Annotated in this window: 13 protein-coding genes; 3 read left to right on the top strand and 10 right to left on the bottom strand. The window is 43.4% G+C overall.

Features of this window, described 5'->3' with window-relative positions; genetic code table 11:
• Positions 1 to 52 precede the first annotated feature (52 nt).
• On the bottom strand, positions 53 to 838 hold the full coding sequence (locus tag GDZ68_RS07150; protein WP_153721592.1) for a TspO/MBR family protein: 786 nt from the start codon (positions 836 to 838) through the stop codon (positions 53 to 55).
• 328 nt (positions 839 to 1,166) lie between these two features.
• Between GDZ68_RS07150 and GDZ68_RS07155 the strand changes: the two genes are divergently transcribed.
• Positions 1,167 to 1,970 carry a YitT family protein gene (locus GDZ68_RS07155; protein ID WP_153721722.1) on the top strand — a complete coding sequence of 268 codons (804 nt, stop codon included), beginning with the start codon at positions 1,167 to 1,169 and terminating at the stop codon, positions 1,968 to 1,970.
• 56 nt (positions 1,971 to 2,026) lie between these two features.
• Here GDZ68_RS07155 and GDZ68_RS07160 read toward each other — a convergent pair whose 3' ends face one another.
• The gene (locus GDZ68_RS07160; RefSeq protein WP_153721593.1) at positions 2,027 to 3,760 is read right to left on the bottom strand and encodes a globin-coupled sensor protein; all 1,734 of its coding nucleotides are present in this window, start codon (positions 3,758 to 3,760) and stop codon (positions 2,027 to 2,029) included.
• A 228-nt stretch (positions 3,761 to 3,988) separates the two neighbouring features.
• On the opposite strand from GDZ68_RS07160, the gene GDZ68_RS07165 reads away from it, so the two are divergent.
• The gene (locus GDZ68_RS07165) at positions 3,989 to 5,443 is read left to right on the top strand and encodes a protein adenylyltransferase SelO (RefSeq protein WP_228551035.1); all 1,455 of its coding nucleotides are present in this window, start codon (positions 3,989 to 3,991) and stop codon (positions 5,441 to 5,443) included.
• A gap of 41 nt (positions 5,444 to 5,484) precedes the next feature.
• Here GDZ68_RS07165 and GDZ68_RS07170 read toward each other — a convergent pair whose 3' ends face one another.
• From GDZ68_RS07170 to GDZ68_RS07205, 8 genes are all read right to left on the bottom strand, one after another.
• Positions 5,485 to 6,783, bottom strand: a complete 1,299-nt coding sequence (locus tag GDZ68_RS07170; RefSeq protein ID WP_153721594.1) for a hypothetical protein — start codon at positions 6,781 to 6,783, stop codon at positions 5,485 to 5,487.
• A 150-nt stretch (positions 6,784 to 6,933) separates the two neighbouring features.
• On the bottom strand, positions 6,934 to 8,472 hold the full coding sequence (locus tag GDZ68_RS07175) for an AbgT family transporter (RefSeq protein ID WP_153721595.1): 1,539 nt from the start codon (positions 8,470 to 8,472) through the stop codon (positions 6,934 to 6,936).
• Positions 8,473 to 8,483: 11 nt separating this feature from the next.
• Complete coding sequence (locus GDZ68_RS07180) at positions 8,484 to 9,668, bottom strand: M20 metallopeptidase family protein (RefSeq protein ID WP_153721596.1); 1,185 nt, start codon at positions 9,666 to 9,668, stop codon at positions 8,484 to 8,486.
• A 218-nt stretch (positions 9,669 to 9,886) separates the two neighbouring features.
• Positions 9,887 to 10,825 (bottom strand): ABC transporter permease, encoded by a 939-nt coding sequence (locus GDZ68_RS07185; protein WP_153721597.1) that lies wholly within the window; start codon positions 10,823 to 10,825, stop codon positions 9,887 to 9,889.
• Positions 10,803 to 11,720 (bottom strand): ABC transporter ATP-binding protein, encoded by a 918-nt coding sequence (locus tag GDZ68_RS07190; RefSeq protein ID WP_153721598.1) that lies wholly within the window; start codon positions 11,718 to 11,720, stop codon positions 10,803 to 10,805. Before GDZ68_RS07190 ends, GDZ68_RS07185 begins: the two co-directional genes overlap by 23 nt.
• An 85-nt stretch (positions 11,721 to 11,805) precedes the next feature.
• On the bottom strand, positions 11,806 to 12,477 hold the full coding sequence (locus GDZ68_RS07195; protein ID WP_194841088.1) for an ABC-2 transporter permease: 672 nt from the start codon (positions 12,475 to 12,477) through the stop codon (positions 11,806 to 11,808).
• Positions 12,477 to 13,325: an ABC transporter ATP-binding protein gene (locus tag GDZ68_RS07200; RefSeq protein ID WP_153721724.1), complete on the bottom strand. Its 849-nt coding sequence runs from the start codon at positions 13,323 to 13,325 to the stop codon at positions 12,477 to 12,479. Before GDZ68_RS07200 ends, GDZ68_RS07195 begins: the two co-directional genes overlap by 1 nt.
• 14 nt (positions 13,326 to 13,339) lie before the next feature.
• Positions 13,340 to 13,711: a GntR family transcriptional regulator gene (locus GDZ68_RS07205; protein ID WP_153721600.1), complete on the bottom strand. Its 372-nt coding sequence runs from the start codon at positions 13,709 to 13,711 to the stop codon at positions 13,340 to 13,342.
• Between the two features lie 237 nt (positions 13,712 to 13,948).
• Between GDZ68_RS07205 and splB the strand changes: the two genes are divergently transcribed.
• A complete protein-coding gene (splB, locus tag GDZ68_RS07210) occupies positions 13,949 to 14,977 on the top strand; it encodes a spore photoproduct lyase (protein WP_153721601.1) in 1,029 nt (342 codons plus the stop codon).
• Position 14,978 lies beyond the last annotated feature (1 nt).

A 14,978-nucleotide genomic window follows, 5' to 3' on the forward strand; every position in this document is an offset into this window, starting at 1 on the left:
CAAACTTTAACGCAAAAGAGCACGGGCAGCAGCCCTTCTCCTTTGCGCTTTTTTAGTTTCGTATTTTTTTGAATGCAATGAAGACAATGCTCAATGCTATCAGTGCCAGACAGATCAGAATGGTTGTGATGATGGCAGGGTATTCTCCATGGAATCCGCTTATTGATATATGTTTCGAATAAATACCATAGTATGCCCAGATCAGTACAAGACCGTAAGCGATATCTTTAAGGCGGAGTATAGCCAGGATTCCGATGGCAGCGCCGGTCAGTAAAATCATGATCGTCCACGTTACCTCAGCCAAGCCAAAACCATCCCAGTCAATAGACACAAGATAGGCCGTGATGTTCGCAATAGTGGCGATGGTAATCCAGCCGAAGTAGACACTGAAAGGTATTCTGACAAAGAAGACTTCCCTGCGTGACAGACCATGTTCATGAGTCAGTTTATTGATTTTGATTAAGATCACCAGCATACCCAGCATGATCAAAACGGAGAGAAGCAGCCGTTCATAATGCCAGGTAAGAATCCACAGCGCATTCAGAACGGAAGAAGTACAAAAATAGATACCGATTGGATGCAGCAGAGCCGAACGATGCTTTTTTTGAAATAGCCCCAGCTGATACAGGACATGTAATGCCAGTAATACATAGATGACACTCCAGACAGCAAACGTAAATCCGGCCGGAGCAAATAGATTTCCGTACTTGTCGGATATTTCGCCGGTCGTCTGTCCGTTGATCGGTAGGATGTTTGCCAGTGCATTTACGGCAATCATCAGAACATAGGTAATGATAAGCCCGGCAGTGAACCATACAGAAGATTTTTTGTCCCTCATACTCTCACTCCCTCTCTATGCATAGTATTTTCGATGTTAGACAACTATTCCTGTTAATTGTCGGGTTGAAACGTGATGTCCCGGTCTTTTCTTTACAAGCGATACTTACGGATCAAAGACGTGAATGAATATGGGGCTTTCCATATTAAAGCGGGAATATTAGTTCTCTTGCGTAATGAAATATCATCAGCTGCCAAACATACACAGATGCCAAGTCCTTCATTTTCATGTAAAATGGCAATGGCAGCTTAAGTTGCCTGGAAGGACGGAATGAAACGTGAAGACAACATCAGCAAAAAGAAAGCTGCTCAACGAATACTTGTGGATTATGGTTGGATCGGTATTTGTCGGATTGGCCTTTAATATATTTTTTCTTCCTGCAAGACTTGCGGCAGGCGGAGTGTCAGGGGTCAGTACCCTATTATATGAGCTCTACAACTTTGAACCAGCCTATGTACAGTGGATTATCAATATCCCGATCTTTTTTCTTGGATTGGCATTGCTTGGAAAAGATTTCAGCCTGAAAACGCTGGTCGGTACATTTTTTGTACCGCTGACCATCTATCTGAGCCGAGACATTCCCTATACAATCGATAATCCTCTATTATCCGCTATTTACGGAGGGATTTTATTGGGATTCGGATTGGGGATTGTTTATCGCGGCAACGGATCGACGGGCGGTCTGGCTACGATTGCGCAAATTGTAAAGAAGTATACCGGCTTGTCCAGCGGCTATGCCCAAATGATTGTAGATGGAATGGTAGTCATCGCTTCTGCCTTTGTTTTTGATTTGGAGCTGGCGCTGTTTGCGATGATGGCGATTTTTGTAACGAGTAAGGTCATTGATTTTGTACAATTGCAGACATCACATTCAAAACTGGTGTTGATTATCACAGATCAAGAAGAGCGGATTCAGGCGATTATTAAAGAAGAAATCGACCGAGGATTAACAAAAGTACGGTCTGTCGGTGGCTTTGCAAATCAAGAAAAGACTATGATCTTATGCGTGGTGGAGCAGCAGGAAGCTATTTATTTGAAAAAGATTCTGCAGGAAGAAGAACCGCACTCCTTTGTGGTGTTTTTGAATGCGTCAGAGATTTTGGGAAGAGGATTTTCGCTGGCGAAGAGCTAAAGAACGGGCGATCAGAAGAGTCTTTAATGACCTTCCTGATCGCCCGTTTTCAAAATTTATACTGGCTGTAAAGCCATATTCTCGTTAGCGATGATGTCGAGTAGATCATCAAGAAAGCGAATGACTTGAGCAGAAGCGGTTTCGAGCTGACGTAAATTTTCTTCTGCCCCCGCAATATTGCCGCTTTCGAAATTAACAGCTGCTTCACGCGCATATTTATGCACATCAGCATGATAGCTGTCTATTTGCTGATAGGAGGATAAATGACCAAGTCTTTTCTTCGTTGCTTCTTGGTTATACCATTTGCCGAGCCGGCAATCCTGATGCGATGAAACGTCTGTTGATTTGACTGACTCCAAGCCTAACAGCATATTGTAAATTCGCCATTTCCAAAGAATATGATCTGCTTTCGACAACTGCAGCAGAGCACTGGAAGATAGCTTTACATTATTTTCTTCTATGACACGCAGGCGGAAGTTATTGATTTCCTGACTCAGTTGGTAAATAGAAGAAGACGTACTTTCACCGAAATGACGAATATCTTCCTGCGTCCGCGAAATAGCCATCATCCGATTGGACACTTCATCAATCGAAGCAGCCTGCTCCTCAGAAATGGCTGCTGTATTGCTGACGTCTAAATTAATTTCCTCAATTGCTGTAACAATAGCTGTCAGTAACGGCAGGGCATTCTTTGCCTCTTCAGTTGCGTGGGTAATAATCTTCGTTGTGTCTTCAATTGAAGTCGACATATTGTTTGTATACGATTTCAGCTGTCCAACATTATCGGTCACTTCAGCCAGTGCAGAAACTGTACTTTCCGCAAGTTTTCGTACCTCCTGTGCAACAACTGCAAATCCTTTCCCATGTTCCCCGGCACGTGCTGCTTCAATTGATGCGTTCAATGCTAATAAATTCGTCTGGCCGGCAATATTATTGATCAGCTGCACGACATTTTCGATTTCCCCGATGCGATGCTGTAAGGAAGCAAATGTTTCCACTATCGACCGAAATTGCTTTTCAGTCTGGAAAATGTCTGCCAATGTCGTTTCAATTGTTTTTTTACTGTTAATTGCATAATTAACCGAGTTAGCAGTCTTCTCAGAAATACGTGAAGAGGTATTGGCTACTTCTGTAATGGATGCTGTAATCTGCTCGGTAGCTGCAGTGGAAGATTGAATTTCGTCAGACTGATGATCCAAGCTGAAAATCAAGTCTTTCATGAACATAATCTTGGCATTGGCATCGACCAGCTGGGAAATTTCCGTTACGACATGTTCTACAGTCTGCTCAGTCATGAGCTCAATATAAAGCTGTTGATCAATATTTACCGCTGCTTGCAGTGATTTCAGCAATTCAAAAGCTTTTCCCGGGCGGTATCCGAAATGATATAAAAGGTGTGTCTGGATATAAAATGCGAACTGATTGAAGAGGACAACCGTCTTTCCTGGTTCAAACTGGTTTTTCCGCAGAGCAAAGAAGAATTTCAATGCTTGCTCCATATATTCTGAATCACGAGTGTGAGTAAAGAAGTTTATTAAGTAGGTGTCAATCAGCGACTTGGGGATAGTATTTTTAAGATCTGGGGAGATCTCCTCTAAATATTGCTCAAAAATATTTATTATTTTCGGCGCCATATTTTCCAGCTTTTTATATAACTCTTGCAGGTTTTGAACATCTGCCTGTCGGAAATGATTGTAATACAAGGTTTCTTTTAAACGCTGAGGTGCTTCCAAATCTGTACCTCGCTGCAATAGTTGATCCACATTCATTTTGGGACGAAATGATGACATGAAGTCGGCCTCCTAAAAATTTAGTTATTCTAAGTATAGGTAACAATGGGTATAAATCAATACAACATATGAATTAGCATTATTTCTTTTCGGGTATAAAGTTTTCATCTCTGACAGTTCATTATGTCTACTGTCATCGGTCTGGATCATAGAAGTGGACATTTGGCTATGATTCAAGGACGATAAGATCAGATCTATCATATGTCTAATGAAATGAAAGGAGAACATATGAATATACAACATCCTATTGGCTGGAATATGAAAATGAGTTTCCGTGAGCTACCGGAAGCGTTTTATTCGGAAGTGGAGCCGAACATTGTAAATTCACCGCAAATCATTTTGCTGAATGATGAACTTGCAGTTACGCTTGGACTGGACACAGAACAATTGAAGACAGCAGACGCAGCAGCTGTTTTTGCAGGCAATGAAAAAATCGAAGAAATCGAACCGATTGCACAGACGTATGCTGGCCACCAATTTGGGAACTTTACGATGCTCGGAGACGGACGGGCCCTGCTGCTTGGGGAGCAGATTACACCTCAGGGAAATCATGTGGATATTCAATTGAAAGGTTCTGGTCGGACTCCGTATTCCCGCGGAGGAGACGGCCGTGCAGCGCTGGGCCCGATGCTTCGCGAGTATATGATCAGTGAAGCGATGCATGGATTAGGAATTCCGACGACACGCAGTCTTGCCGTGACAGTGACGGGAGAGACGGTATTGCGTGAAACCGCATTGACAGGTGCTGTGTTGACTCGTGTAGCCGCTAGTCACTTGCGAGTGGGAACATTTCAATATGCGGCTGCCAGGAAAGTAACGGAAGATCTTCAGTCGTTGGCTGATTATGCCATCAGACGTCATTATCCGGAAGCAGCGAATGAAGAGCAGCCCTATCTTGCTTTGCTTGGAAACGTCATAAAAAGACAGGCTTCATTAATCGCAAAGTGGCAGCTGTTCGGTTTCATTCACGGCGTCATGAACACAGACAATATGACAATCAGTGGTGAAACAATTGATTATGGGCCATGTGCCTTTATGGATGTGTACGATCCGGCAACTGTGTTCAGTTCAATTGATGTACAGGGGCGTTACTCGTACCGAAACCAGCCGGGCATTGCAGAGTGGAATTTGACGAGGTTCGCCGAAACATTATTACCTCTGCTGCACGATAATCAGGAAGAAGCTGTAAAGCTAGCTGAAAGTAAGCTTTCCGAATTTGCCAGATTGTACGTGACGGCCTGGATGAATGGCATGAGAGCGAAACTTGGTCTGTTCAATGAAGAAGAGCAAGATGAAACACTTGTGAAAGATTTATTGGAATTGATGAAGGAGCACCAGGCAGATTACACGAATACGTTCCGCTCATTGACGCTAGGCGAGTCGGAAGGTCTGTTCAGTACACTAGGATTTATTGAATGGAAAGAGCGCTGGACAGCGAGACTGCAGCGGCAACCGAATGACAAGGAAGCAGTGAAGCGAATGATGAAACAGCATAATCCTTCCGTGATTCCAAGAAATCATCGAGTGGAAGAAGCATTGCAGGCAGCGGAAGCGGGTGATATGGGGCTCTTTATGAAGCTGCTGAGCGTGCTGGAAAATCCGTATGCCTATACAGCGGAACAGGAAGAATATAAAGAACCGCCTGCAGACGGAGGCTCCTTTCAGACGTATTGCGGAACATGAAGAAGGCCTGCTTGACAAATGTTTGTCAAGCAGACCGTTTTTCAATTATACTCATCCTTTAATTTATACAAATTACTTGGTCTTCCCTTGGAAACGGCTTTTTCCTCACCGACTTGCTTTATAATTCCTGCAGTAGTTAATGCCAGAAGAGCACGTTGCGTATTGCGGTCACTCATTTTTAACTCAAACGCAAGGTTTTTTGCCGTAAAGGCAGTCCATTTCTTGCGCCTGATGATTTCACGTATCCTATCAAATAATTGAATGTTAATATTTTCGGTCTTTAAAAGGTCTAGCAAATGCTCCTCATGATAGACTGAAGACTCGTCATATTGATCCTTTGGTAAATCAAGGATCTTCCCTTCGTGATCAATCAAAATAATCGTGTCCGGCTCTCTTTGCGTAAGTTGCAGTGCCTTCCTAGCATGCATTTCGGCTTTGAGGGCAGAGTCACCAAATCCTATACCACTTGTGATTTTCTTATCCCACGCACGTTCTAGTCTTCCAATCGTTTCCCGTAATATAGAAAATGTATCAATGATTTCTCCGCGTGAACTGAAAATCATATACTGTCCTTCTCGATAGCTAATAAAAGATCCATTCATTTCTCGACTTAATAGAAGCAACTCTTCATTCAACTTCAGCGTAGTGAATTGAATATCATACGATAGCTTGTTGGAATTTTCGTACAACAGATTATCAATATGAACCATACACACACCGATTTGTGAGCGTTTTAAAAATGAAATTTCTGCATGGTTATCGATGATTTCCAACACATGCCGCGTTGCTAGTTTTGTTGTACTGATCCAATCGGCAGGGATGCCCTTTTTGTGTAATGCATTCATGATATCGGGATAACATGTCAAGACGGCATCGACCTTTCCGGACTCCCATAAGCGGACATGATGTTCGTACAATGACCAATAATCGACAGCTGCGTCAAATGCCTCCACAAAGACTTCCTTGACCGGGAGATCCAGTTGGCTAAGAGATGCGTCGACTACATTCGAGGTATTAATAATATCAATACTTAATCGCTCAATCGGTTTTCTTACTTGATTCGTTATATTAAGCAATGCTTTGTAGAGCCCGGTTTCCAACAGAACGATTGAAAAGAATTTAGCAGAATCCAAACCCGTCCGTTTAGCCAGTTCATAAGGAATGGGACCGGAGAATAAAAAATAATCAAATGAGTCATATTGTGCCTTAACGATATTGGTGGTTTCGATTGCTGTTTCATAAGTGAAAGAGGTAAATACCAGCCGTGTAGGGAAATTTTCAATTACACTCTGGATCCGTTCGACAGAAACTAGCGGACCGATAATTGCCACTTTAAACATTCTATACCTCCCATAAAACCTCTGTATTTATGTCAGTATACCAAAGAAACAACTTGTAACAATAAATTACTTCAGGCAGAGGAGCCTCCCATTCTTTGAGATGAAAAAGTGTCTCTCGGCCGTAAACACCGCTAAGAGACACTCTGAACATTACTTATTTAAAAAAATAGGTGCATCCGGTCCCACTGGGATACCCAGTAAATACCAAGCAATTAACAGGAGAATCCAGAAGATTCCATAGAACACGGAGTAAGGGAACAGTCCTGCAATTAACGTACCGAGCCCAGCTTTCTTATCAAACTTCTGAGCGAAAGCTAATATGAGTACCAAATATGGAAACATTGGTGTTATAGGATTCGTAATGGAGTCACCGATTCGGTACATCATTTGTGTAAATGCCGGGTGATAATCCAAGTACATAAACATTGGTACAAAGATTGGAGCTAAGATAGCCCATTTTGCAGAAGCGCTTCCAATTAATAAATTGACCAAGGCCACAAACAAGATAAAAGAAACGAATAGTGGAATGCCTTTAAATCCAATAGAATCTAAAAAGTTTGCCCCTTTAATTGAAATAATAGCTCCTAGGTTACTGGCGTTAAAATACGCTAGCATTTGAGCAGAGACGAAAACAAGAACGATGTAAGGCCCCATCGAGCTCATTGCACGCCCAATTTGCTGTGCAAAATCCTTAGAGCTCTTAATCGTTTGTGCCCCGATACCGTAGAAAATGCCTGGTACTAAGAACAAAATCATTACTAACGGAACAACCGCTGCCATAAGTGGAGAGTCCTGAATGATAGAACCCGTCTCTGCATTCCGCAACCAACCGTTGACCGGAATGACGCCGATCAACAGGATTGCCACTACAATCCCGACAGAAATATTTGCCCAGCGTAAACCTTTATGTTCAAGTGGAGTAATTGCTTCATTCTCCAACATATCTCCCTCGAATGTGCCATAACGAGGAATTGTAAATTTATAAGTGACCCATGTCCCAACAGCCAGTAGGAAGAAAGTTGATACGGCAATAAAGTAATAGTTCATGGCCGGATTCGCAACGAAAGAAGGATCTACAGTTTGTGCGCCGATTTCCGTAAATCCAGCAGCTAATGTGTCGGTCATACCGATAAGTAAATTTGCGGAAAAAGCACCAAGCGTTGATGCATAAGCGGCAATTAATCCCACAAAAGGGTGGTAGCCAAAAGACATCAGAATCGTTGCAGCAAGTGGCGGCAATACAACTTGTGTTGCATCTCCCGCGACGTTACCAATAATAGCAATTAAGATGATCATCGGGATGATAATCTTTTTCGGTGTAGAAAGTACCGCTCTTCTCATTAATGTCTTGAAGTAACCACTTTCATCTGCCAGACCGACACCAAGCATGATGACCAAAACTGCACCAAGTGGCGGGAAATCACTAAAGTTTTTGACCATTCCTGTCAGTTGCTCTAAGATTCCATCTCTTGAGAGGAGATTCTTTGCTAGGATCTCCTTCCCATCTACAGGACTAATTGCCGAAACGTTAAAGAAAGAGGAAACGGCTGAAATGACAAGGATAGCTAAAGCTATTATGGCAAATAAAACGATAGGATCTGGCAACCGGTTACCCACGACTTCAATGCGGTTTAGCATGCGGTCAAAAATTGAATTTTTGTTTTTTACAGCACTTGATTTTTTTGACATGTCATCACCTCTTAGGATTGGCTAGTTAAAAATAGGGCAGTTGAAACGAAATAAGAGATGCCTATTTTAAGTGCCTCTTCATTAATTTCAAAGCGTGGGTGATGATGAGGATAAAAGACATCATCTTTCTTTTTCATAGCGCCAACACCGATATAACAACCCGGCACGACATTACTAAATGCGGAAAAGTCTTCTCCGCCCATCATTGGGGGGATTTCCTCTACCTTTGCATCCGTAAAGAATTCGGTTAAATGTTGCATCACTTTGGTCGATAAGTCGATATCATTGAAGACCGGATCATAACCATATTGATAAGATAACTCAGCTGTAGCGCCATGAGCTTCTGCGATATTTGTGCTGATTTTCTCTAGATTATCTTTAATTTTCTCTCTGACGTCATTGGATAGAGTACGAACGGAACCACCAATTAACGCTTGGTCGGGAATCACGTTATAAGCATCCCCACTGTGGAAACGAGTACAAGATACCACACCGCTTTCCAGGGGACTCAAAACTCGCGAAACGATTTGCTGAAGGTTTGAAACGATTTGAGAACCGATGGCTAGTGCATCTATTGCACTTTCCGGCTGCGAAGCATGTCCTGACTTCCCTTTAACTGTAATATCAAAAATGTCCGATGCAGCTGACATTGGACCTTTTGTCACTTGAATTTCTCCGACAGGTAAAGTGGACCATAAATGCATACCTAAGATATAATCCACGCCTTCAAGCACTCCCGCTGCGACCATTTCCTGAGCACCGCCAGGGGGTAACTCCTCTGCGTGTTGAAATATAAAAACAAACTCCCCGGTAAGCGTTTTCTTTATTTCGGAAAGAATTTTTGCTGTCCCAAGCAACATAGATGTATGCCCATCGTGACCGCAAGCGTGCATCTTCCCGTCCACTTTTGATTCAAAAGAGATACCCGTCTCCTCACGAATTGGCAACGCATCAATATCTGCCCGCATAGCAATCGTCTTGCCATCGCCCGCTAATCCTTTTAATCTTCCCATTACACTAGTTTTAGTGGGTCTTGATACTTCTATTCCATCGAATGTAATCAGCTGTTCTTCGATAAATTTAGATGTCTCATACTCTTCAAATGATAGTTCAGGATGCTGATGTAAATGACGTCTCCAATTTACTACTTGCGGAAATGTTTCCTCTACCATTTTTATAATTGCTTTCTCTTGCATTTAATTACCCCTTTAAATTAACGCAAATTTAACGACTTAGTCGCTATTTGGCTATTATAGTATCTGTACAGTAATAATATCAATAGCTAAATTTTCGCATTTATCAAAGGAGGAGCAATATTCTCCTTGTTAGAGGGAAAATAAAAGGCAGAAAGATTGCTGTAGCAACCTTCTGCCCACTTCGAATAATTTAAATTAGCCATTAATATTTTCATTGCTCATGCCGTAATATCCCGTTTAGTAAATACGGTATAGCTGATCAACAAGAAAATAACCAGGTAAACTGTCAAAACAGCGAGTGAGAACGGCATAGTGATTCCATCCACAAATACTGAACCGCTTTCATACATCGTCAAGTCCATATGTGTGAACAACAGATATTTTACAATTTCATACTGTGAAAGCAGCAGAACAACCATATTACCTGTAAAGAAAATAAACAGAGATAGACCGATGGCCATCCCGTTTGAACGGAAGACACTGCCGATCATGAAAGCAAATGTGGCCGTAATGATGACGTTGACGAAAGCCAGAACAAGCATATACAAGCCATGCCCCCAGACAGATACCGGGACAACCGCGTTGCCGTCCAACTTCAATTCCTGACCCGCTCCTGCAGGGAACAGAATATACGCACAGATCACGGTGACTGCAAATCCGATAAACATTAGCAGGACACCGAATAATAGAACCGTCACGTATTTAGACGTCATGATCTTCCATCGTTTGACAGGCCGCGTCAGCAACATCTTAATCGTTCCCTGGGAAAACTCGGAGGCGACAATTCCCGCTGCAACAATGACGGTAAGCAGTACGACAAGACTGCCGATGCCTACCGGGTTAATGATCAGCGATTCCCGGCCGTCTTCAGCAAGCGGCGGGATATCATTCGCCAGCCGGTATTCCAAAATCTTAACAGTTTCTTCATTCTGCTCTCGTTCCATCTCCGGCAGATCGAGTTCAATCGCTTCCTTTGTATATTGTAGTTGCTCCTGTGTGTTGGCTTTCCAGTCAGTATGCTCGGTCGTATTCTGATTGTTTATCCACTTCGTCAGCGCCATCAGACCGATGACGCAGGCAATCAGCAGAACCGTCATGATCCATGTCCCTTTTTTAGCCCACAGTTTCATCCATTCATTTCGTATGAGATTCAGCAATCTGTCCGCCTCCCGTCATTTCCAGGAATTGATCCTCTAGTGTTTTGCGGTGCGGCTGTACAGCGAACACTTCGATTTCATTGGCAGTCAGCAGCTGGATGATAGATGGTACCTGATTTTTCTCAGCCGGCACCACCAATCCCAGAGGAAGTGATTCCACTGTAAAACCTTTTGAAATCAGCAGCTCCTTTGCTTTTTCGGCAGGGGACAGTTCCAGATAATAATGAGACTGTGCAGTTACCGACATGTCACGGATATCGACGAGGCGGCCGTTTTGGATCACCGCAATCCGGTCGCACATTAATTCGATCTCTGAAAGCATATGGCTGGAAACGAAGACAGATACACCTTCCGTTTCAGCAATGACCCGTAAGTGTTCACGGAATTCCCTAATGCCTGCAGGGTCCAGTCCGTTTGTCGGTTCGTCCAGGATCAAGAACTTTGGCCGGTGAAGCAAAGCCTGTGCCAGACCAAGACGCTGCCGCATGCCGAGGGAATAAGTGGACACTTTTTCGTGAATCCGCTGTTCCAGTCCGACTTGCCGGACGACTTCATCAATTCGCTCTTTGCTGATATTTTTCTGCATGCGTGCGAAGTGCAAAAGGTTTTTATAGCCGGACATGAATTTATACATCTCGGGATTCTCTACGATGACGCCGATTTTGGAAAGGCCGCCTTCAAAGTCTTCGGAAAGCGATTTTCCGTCAATGACAATGTCGCCACCGGTACGTTTCATCAGGCCGACCATCATGCGGATAGTCGTCGTTTTACCAGCTCCGTTCGGTCCGAGAAATCCGGTGATCTGCCCGGGATATAAGGATAAGTTCAAGTCATCGATGATTTTCTTGTTGCCGATGACTTTCGTCAGATGTTTCAATTCCACTACAGGTTCCATAACTGTGCATCCTCCTCTATCATTCGTTTTAGTATAGTGCCTGTAATAACTAACGTTTGATGCGGATAAAAGTTTTCACGCCAGATTATTTATGGGTAAAATCCAGCTTCCTGACGATCCGGATAGAAAGCAGGATAGAGAGCCAGGTCAGAAATGCGCTGACCAGCAGGAATAGGAAGGCGATAGACCATTGCTTTTCCGTGAAAAGCTGTAATAAAAACTGAAAAAATTCTTGCTCTGTCTTCATACGCGGATTTTCCATAATGTTTTTCACCATGGTCAGTGATATCATAGCCGCAAAAGGCGCTAGGACAGTTAGCGTTGATGCCAGAATATAGCCTGCTTTAAGTAGCAGTGGATAAAATATCGCCAGCAGTATGAAAAAACTTCCCAAGGCGATGAGCAACTCGGGGACCGTCATCATCCGTGCAGGAAATGGTGCGAACGTATCGAACAGAAAGATGTAAAATAAAACCGCGGCAGCCGCCAAGGCGAACCACATGAAACCAGCAGCGTATTTAGCTAAAATAAATTGCTTCCTTGTAATTGGCAGACTGTTAATCAGCACAGACTCCTTCTCGAACGTAGTATTGGTAGAAGAAATAGCGATGAAGTAGGCCACAATTGTCAGCAACAGGACATGCCGGGCAGGTTGGCCATCTGTAAAAAAGTTCGTGAATATGATAAACCAGAGAATCGTCAGAAAGTACGTACTCAACTTTTGCGTATACAAATCTTTACGAATTAAAGCGATCATTAGGATCCCCCCCTTACTGTGTAGTACAGGATATCTTCCAGCGTCGGTTTTTCGGTCCATACTTCCTGCAAACGCGCAACCGGGATTTGCATCGTATCCGCCAGGCACTCAAAGCCCACGTCCGTGGCGCGCAGTCCGATCACAGGCAATCCGTTCAGCAAGCTGCGCTGATCGGCACTGCCTTTCACCAAGACATAGCGCTCAGTGAATTCATCCTTCTCGCCCTGAAAAATAATTTCCCCGTCATAGATGAAAATTATGAAATCGGCAATCCTCTCCAGATCGGTCGTAATATGCGTCGAAAAGAAAATCGCTTTTTCTTCGTCCTGTATGAGTTCCTGCATCAGATCGAGCAGTTCCCGCCGGACAACCGGATCCAGTCCCGCAGTCGGTTCATCCATAATGATGAACTGCGGATGATGCGCCAACGCCATGGCCAGTGAAAATTTCATCCGCATTCCTTTGGACAGATGTTTTACACGTCTATCAGCAGGCAACTGAAATTTACGCAAATAATGACAGAACAGTCCATCATCCCACTGTGAATAAAAAGGTGCCAGCACCCGCTTGTTTTGCTCAATGGAAAGATCTTCATAATAATAATTTTCGTCATAGACAAAGCCAATCCGTTCTTTAATATCGGCCGTATGATCGTCATGAGACTCACCAAATAACCGGACTTCACCAGAATCACTGCGGATCAAATCCATCAGACAGCGAATCGTCGTACTTTTTCCGGCACCATTCGGACCGATGAACCCGGTAATGAATCCTTTCTTGATCTCAAAGTTCAAATTCCGCAGCGCAAATCCATCGAACTGCTTCGTCAAATTCCGTACTTCCACTATATTTTCCACTTTCTTCACTCCTCGTGCAGCAATGTCAGCATGTGAATCAATTCCTCGAGACTCACATCAAACGCCCGGCTGTCTTCTATGACGCTGGCTAGCTGTTCTTCAATTTTTTTCAACTGTTCTTCTTTCAAAAGTTCATGGTTCTGCGCAGCGACAAAGGAGCCTTTTCCGGGAAACGTCTCAATCAGGCCATCTCGTTCCAATTCTTCATAAGCTTTTTTTGTCGTAATGACACTGATTTGCAGATCTTTTGCAAGTTTTCGAATGGAAGGCAACGCTTCCTTCTCTTTCAGCTCTCCCAGCAAGATCTGCTCCTTCAACTGGTTCTTAATCTGCAGATAAATCGGCTGATTCACCGAATTGGAGATGACGATATTCAATACATCACCCTTTTCTTTAGTAAACTGTATATGTACAGTATATACGGTTGATACGGTGGTGTCAACAATAAAAAAGGGAGCTGCATAAGAAGTCAGTTAACTGAATTCTTGTGCAGTCCCAATTATGTTGAGGCGTTCCTAGTTTTAAATTGTCAGAAGTATGAGCTGTCTTCCTTATAATCTAATTGAAATGGCTCACACTACAGAAAATCAGATATGCGAGGAGATCATGCTGAAATGAACAAACCTTTCATTCCGCAGTTAGTCTACTTTGAACCGAATGCCTTGGAATATCCGCTCGGACAAGAATTGAAACGTAAATTTGAAGCGATGAACATTGAAATCCGCTATACGACTTCACACAATCAAGTGCGTAATCTGCCCGGTGAGACAGATGCCCAGAAATATCGCATTGCCAAGTCCACATTAGTCGTCGGTATCCGAAAGACATTAAAATTCGATACTTCCAAACCGTCTGCGGAGTATGCCATTCCGCTGGCGACAGGCTGCATGGGCCATTGCCATTACTGCTATTTGCAGACGACGATGGGGACCAAGCCGTATATCCGGACGTATGTGAATGTGGAAGAAATTTTAGAGGCTGCCGACAAGTATATTGAAGAGCGTGCACCGGAAATCACTCGTTTTGAAGCGGCTTGCACTTCCGATATCGTGGGCATAGATCACCTGACTCATTCATTAAAACGGACGATTGAGCATATCGGCCGGACTGAGCTTGGCCGTCTGCGATTCGTAACGAAGTTTCATTTTGTCGATCATTTATTAGATGCGGAGCACAATGGCAATACTCGCTTCCGTTTCAGCGTCAATGCGGATTACGTTATCAAAAATTTTGAACCCGGCACCTCCCCGCTGGATAAAAGAATAGAGGCAGCGGGGAAAGTGGCACGGGCGGGCTATCCGCTTGGTTTCATTGTAGCACCCATTTATTTGCATGATGGCTGGGAAGAGGGCTACCGTCATTTATTTGAACGCCTCGATGAAGAACTGCCGCAAGACGCCCGGGATGACATCACTTTCGAATTAATTCAGCATCGATTTACAAAACCGGCTAAGAAAGTCATCGAAAAAAACTATCCCAAGACGAAGCTTGAGCTGGATGAAGAAAAGCGCCGGTATAAATGGGGAAAATACGGAATCGGTAAGTATATTTATCCGAAAGATGAGGAAGATCAGATTAAGGACAGGCTGTACAGCTATATCGATGAATATTTCCCGAATGCGAAGCTGGAATATTTCACTTGAT

The sequence above is a fragment of the Sporosarcina cascadiensis genome, assembly GCF_009650995.1.
In the GTDB taxonomy this organism is placed as follows: Bacteria; Bacillota; Bacilli; order Bacillales_A; family Planococcaceae; genus Sporosarcina; species Sporosarcina cascadiensis.

Excerpts from the sequence above, each read along its gene's own strand:
- GDZ68_RS07195 (WP_194841088.1), bottom strand. The coding sequence starts at position 12,477 with ATGATCGCTTTAATTCGTAAAGATTTGTATACGCAAAAGTTGAGTACG.
- GDZ68_RS07160 (WP_153721593.1), bottom strand. The coding sequence starts at position 3,760 with ATGTCATCATTTCGTCCCAAAATGAATGTGGATCAACTATTGCAGCGA.
- GDZ68_RS07165 (WP_228551035.1), top strand. The coding sequence starts at position 3,989 with ATGAATATACAACATCCTATTGGCTGGAATATGAAAATGAGTTTCCGT.
- GDZ68_RS07170 (WP_153721594.1), bottom strand. The coding sequence starts at position 6,783 with ATGTTTAAAGTGGCAATTATCGGTCCGCTAGTTTCTGTCGAACGGATC.
- GDZ68_RS07175 (WP_153721595.1), bottom strand. The coding sequence starts at position 8,472 with ATGTCAAAAAAATCAAGTGCTGTAAAAAACAAAAATTCAATTTTTGAC.
- GDZ68_RS07190 (WP_153721598.1), bottom strand. The coding sequence starts at position 11,720 with ATGGAACCTGTAGTGGAATTGAAACATCTGACGAAAGTCATCGGCAAC.
- GDZ68_RS07150 (WP_153721592.1), bottom strand. The coding sequence starts at position 838 with ATGAGGGACAAAAAATCTTCTGTATGGTTCACTGCCGGGCTTATCATT.
- GDZ68_RS07180 (WP_153721596.1), bottom strand. The coding sequence starts at position 9,668 with ATGCAAGAGAAAGCAATTATAAAAATGGTAGAGGAAACATTTCCGCAA.
- GDZ68_RS07155 (WP_153721722.1), top strand. The coding sequence starts at position 1,167 with ATGGTTGGATCGGTATTTGTCGGATTGGCCTTTAATATATTTTTTCTT.
- splB (WP_153721601.1), top strand. The coding sequence starts at position 13,949 with ATGAACAAACCTTTCATTCCGCAGTTAGTCTACTTTGAACCGAATGCC.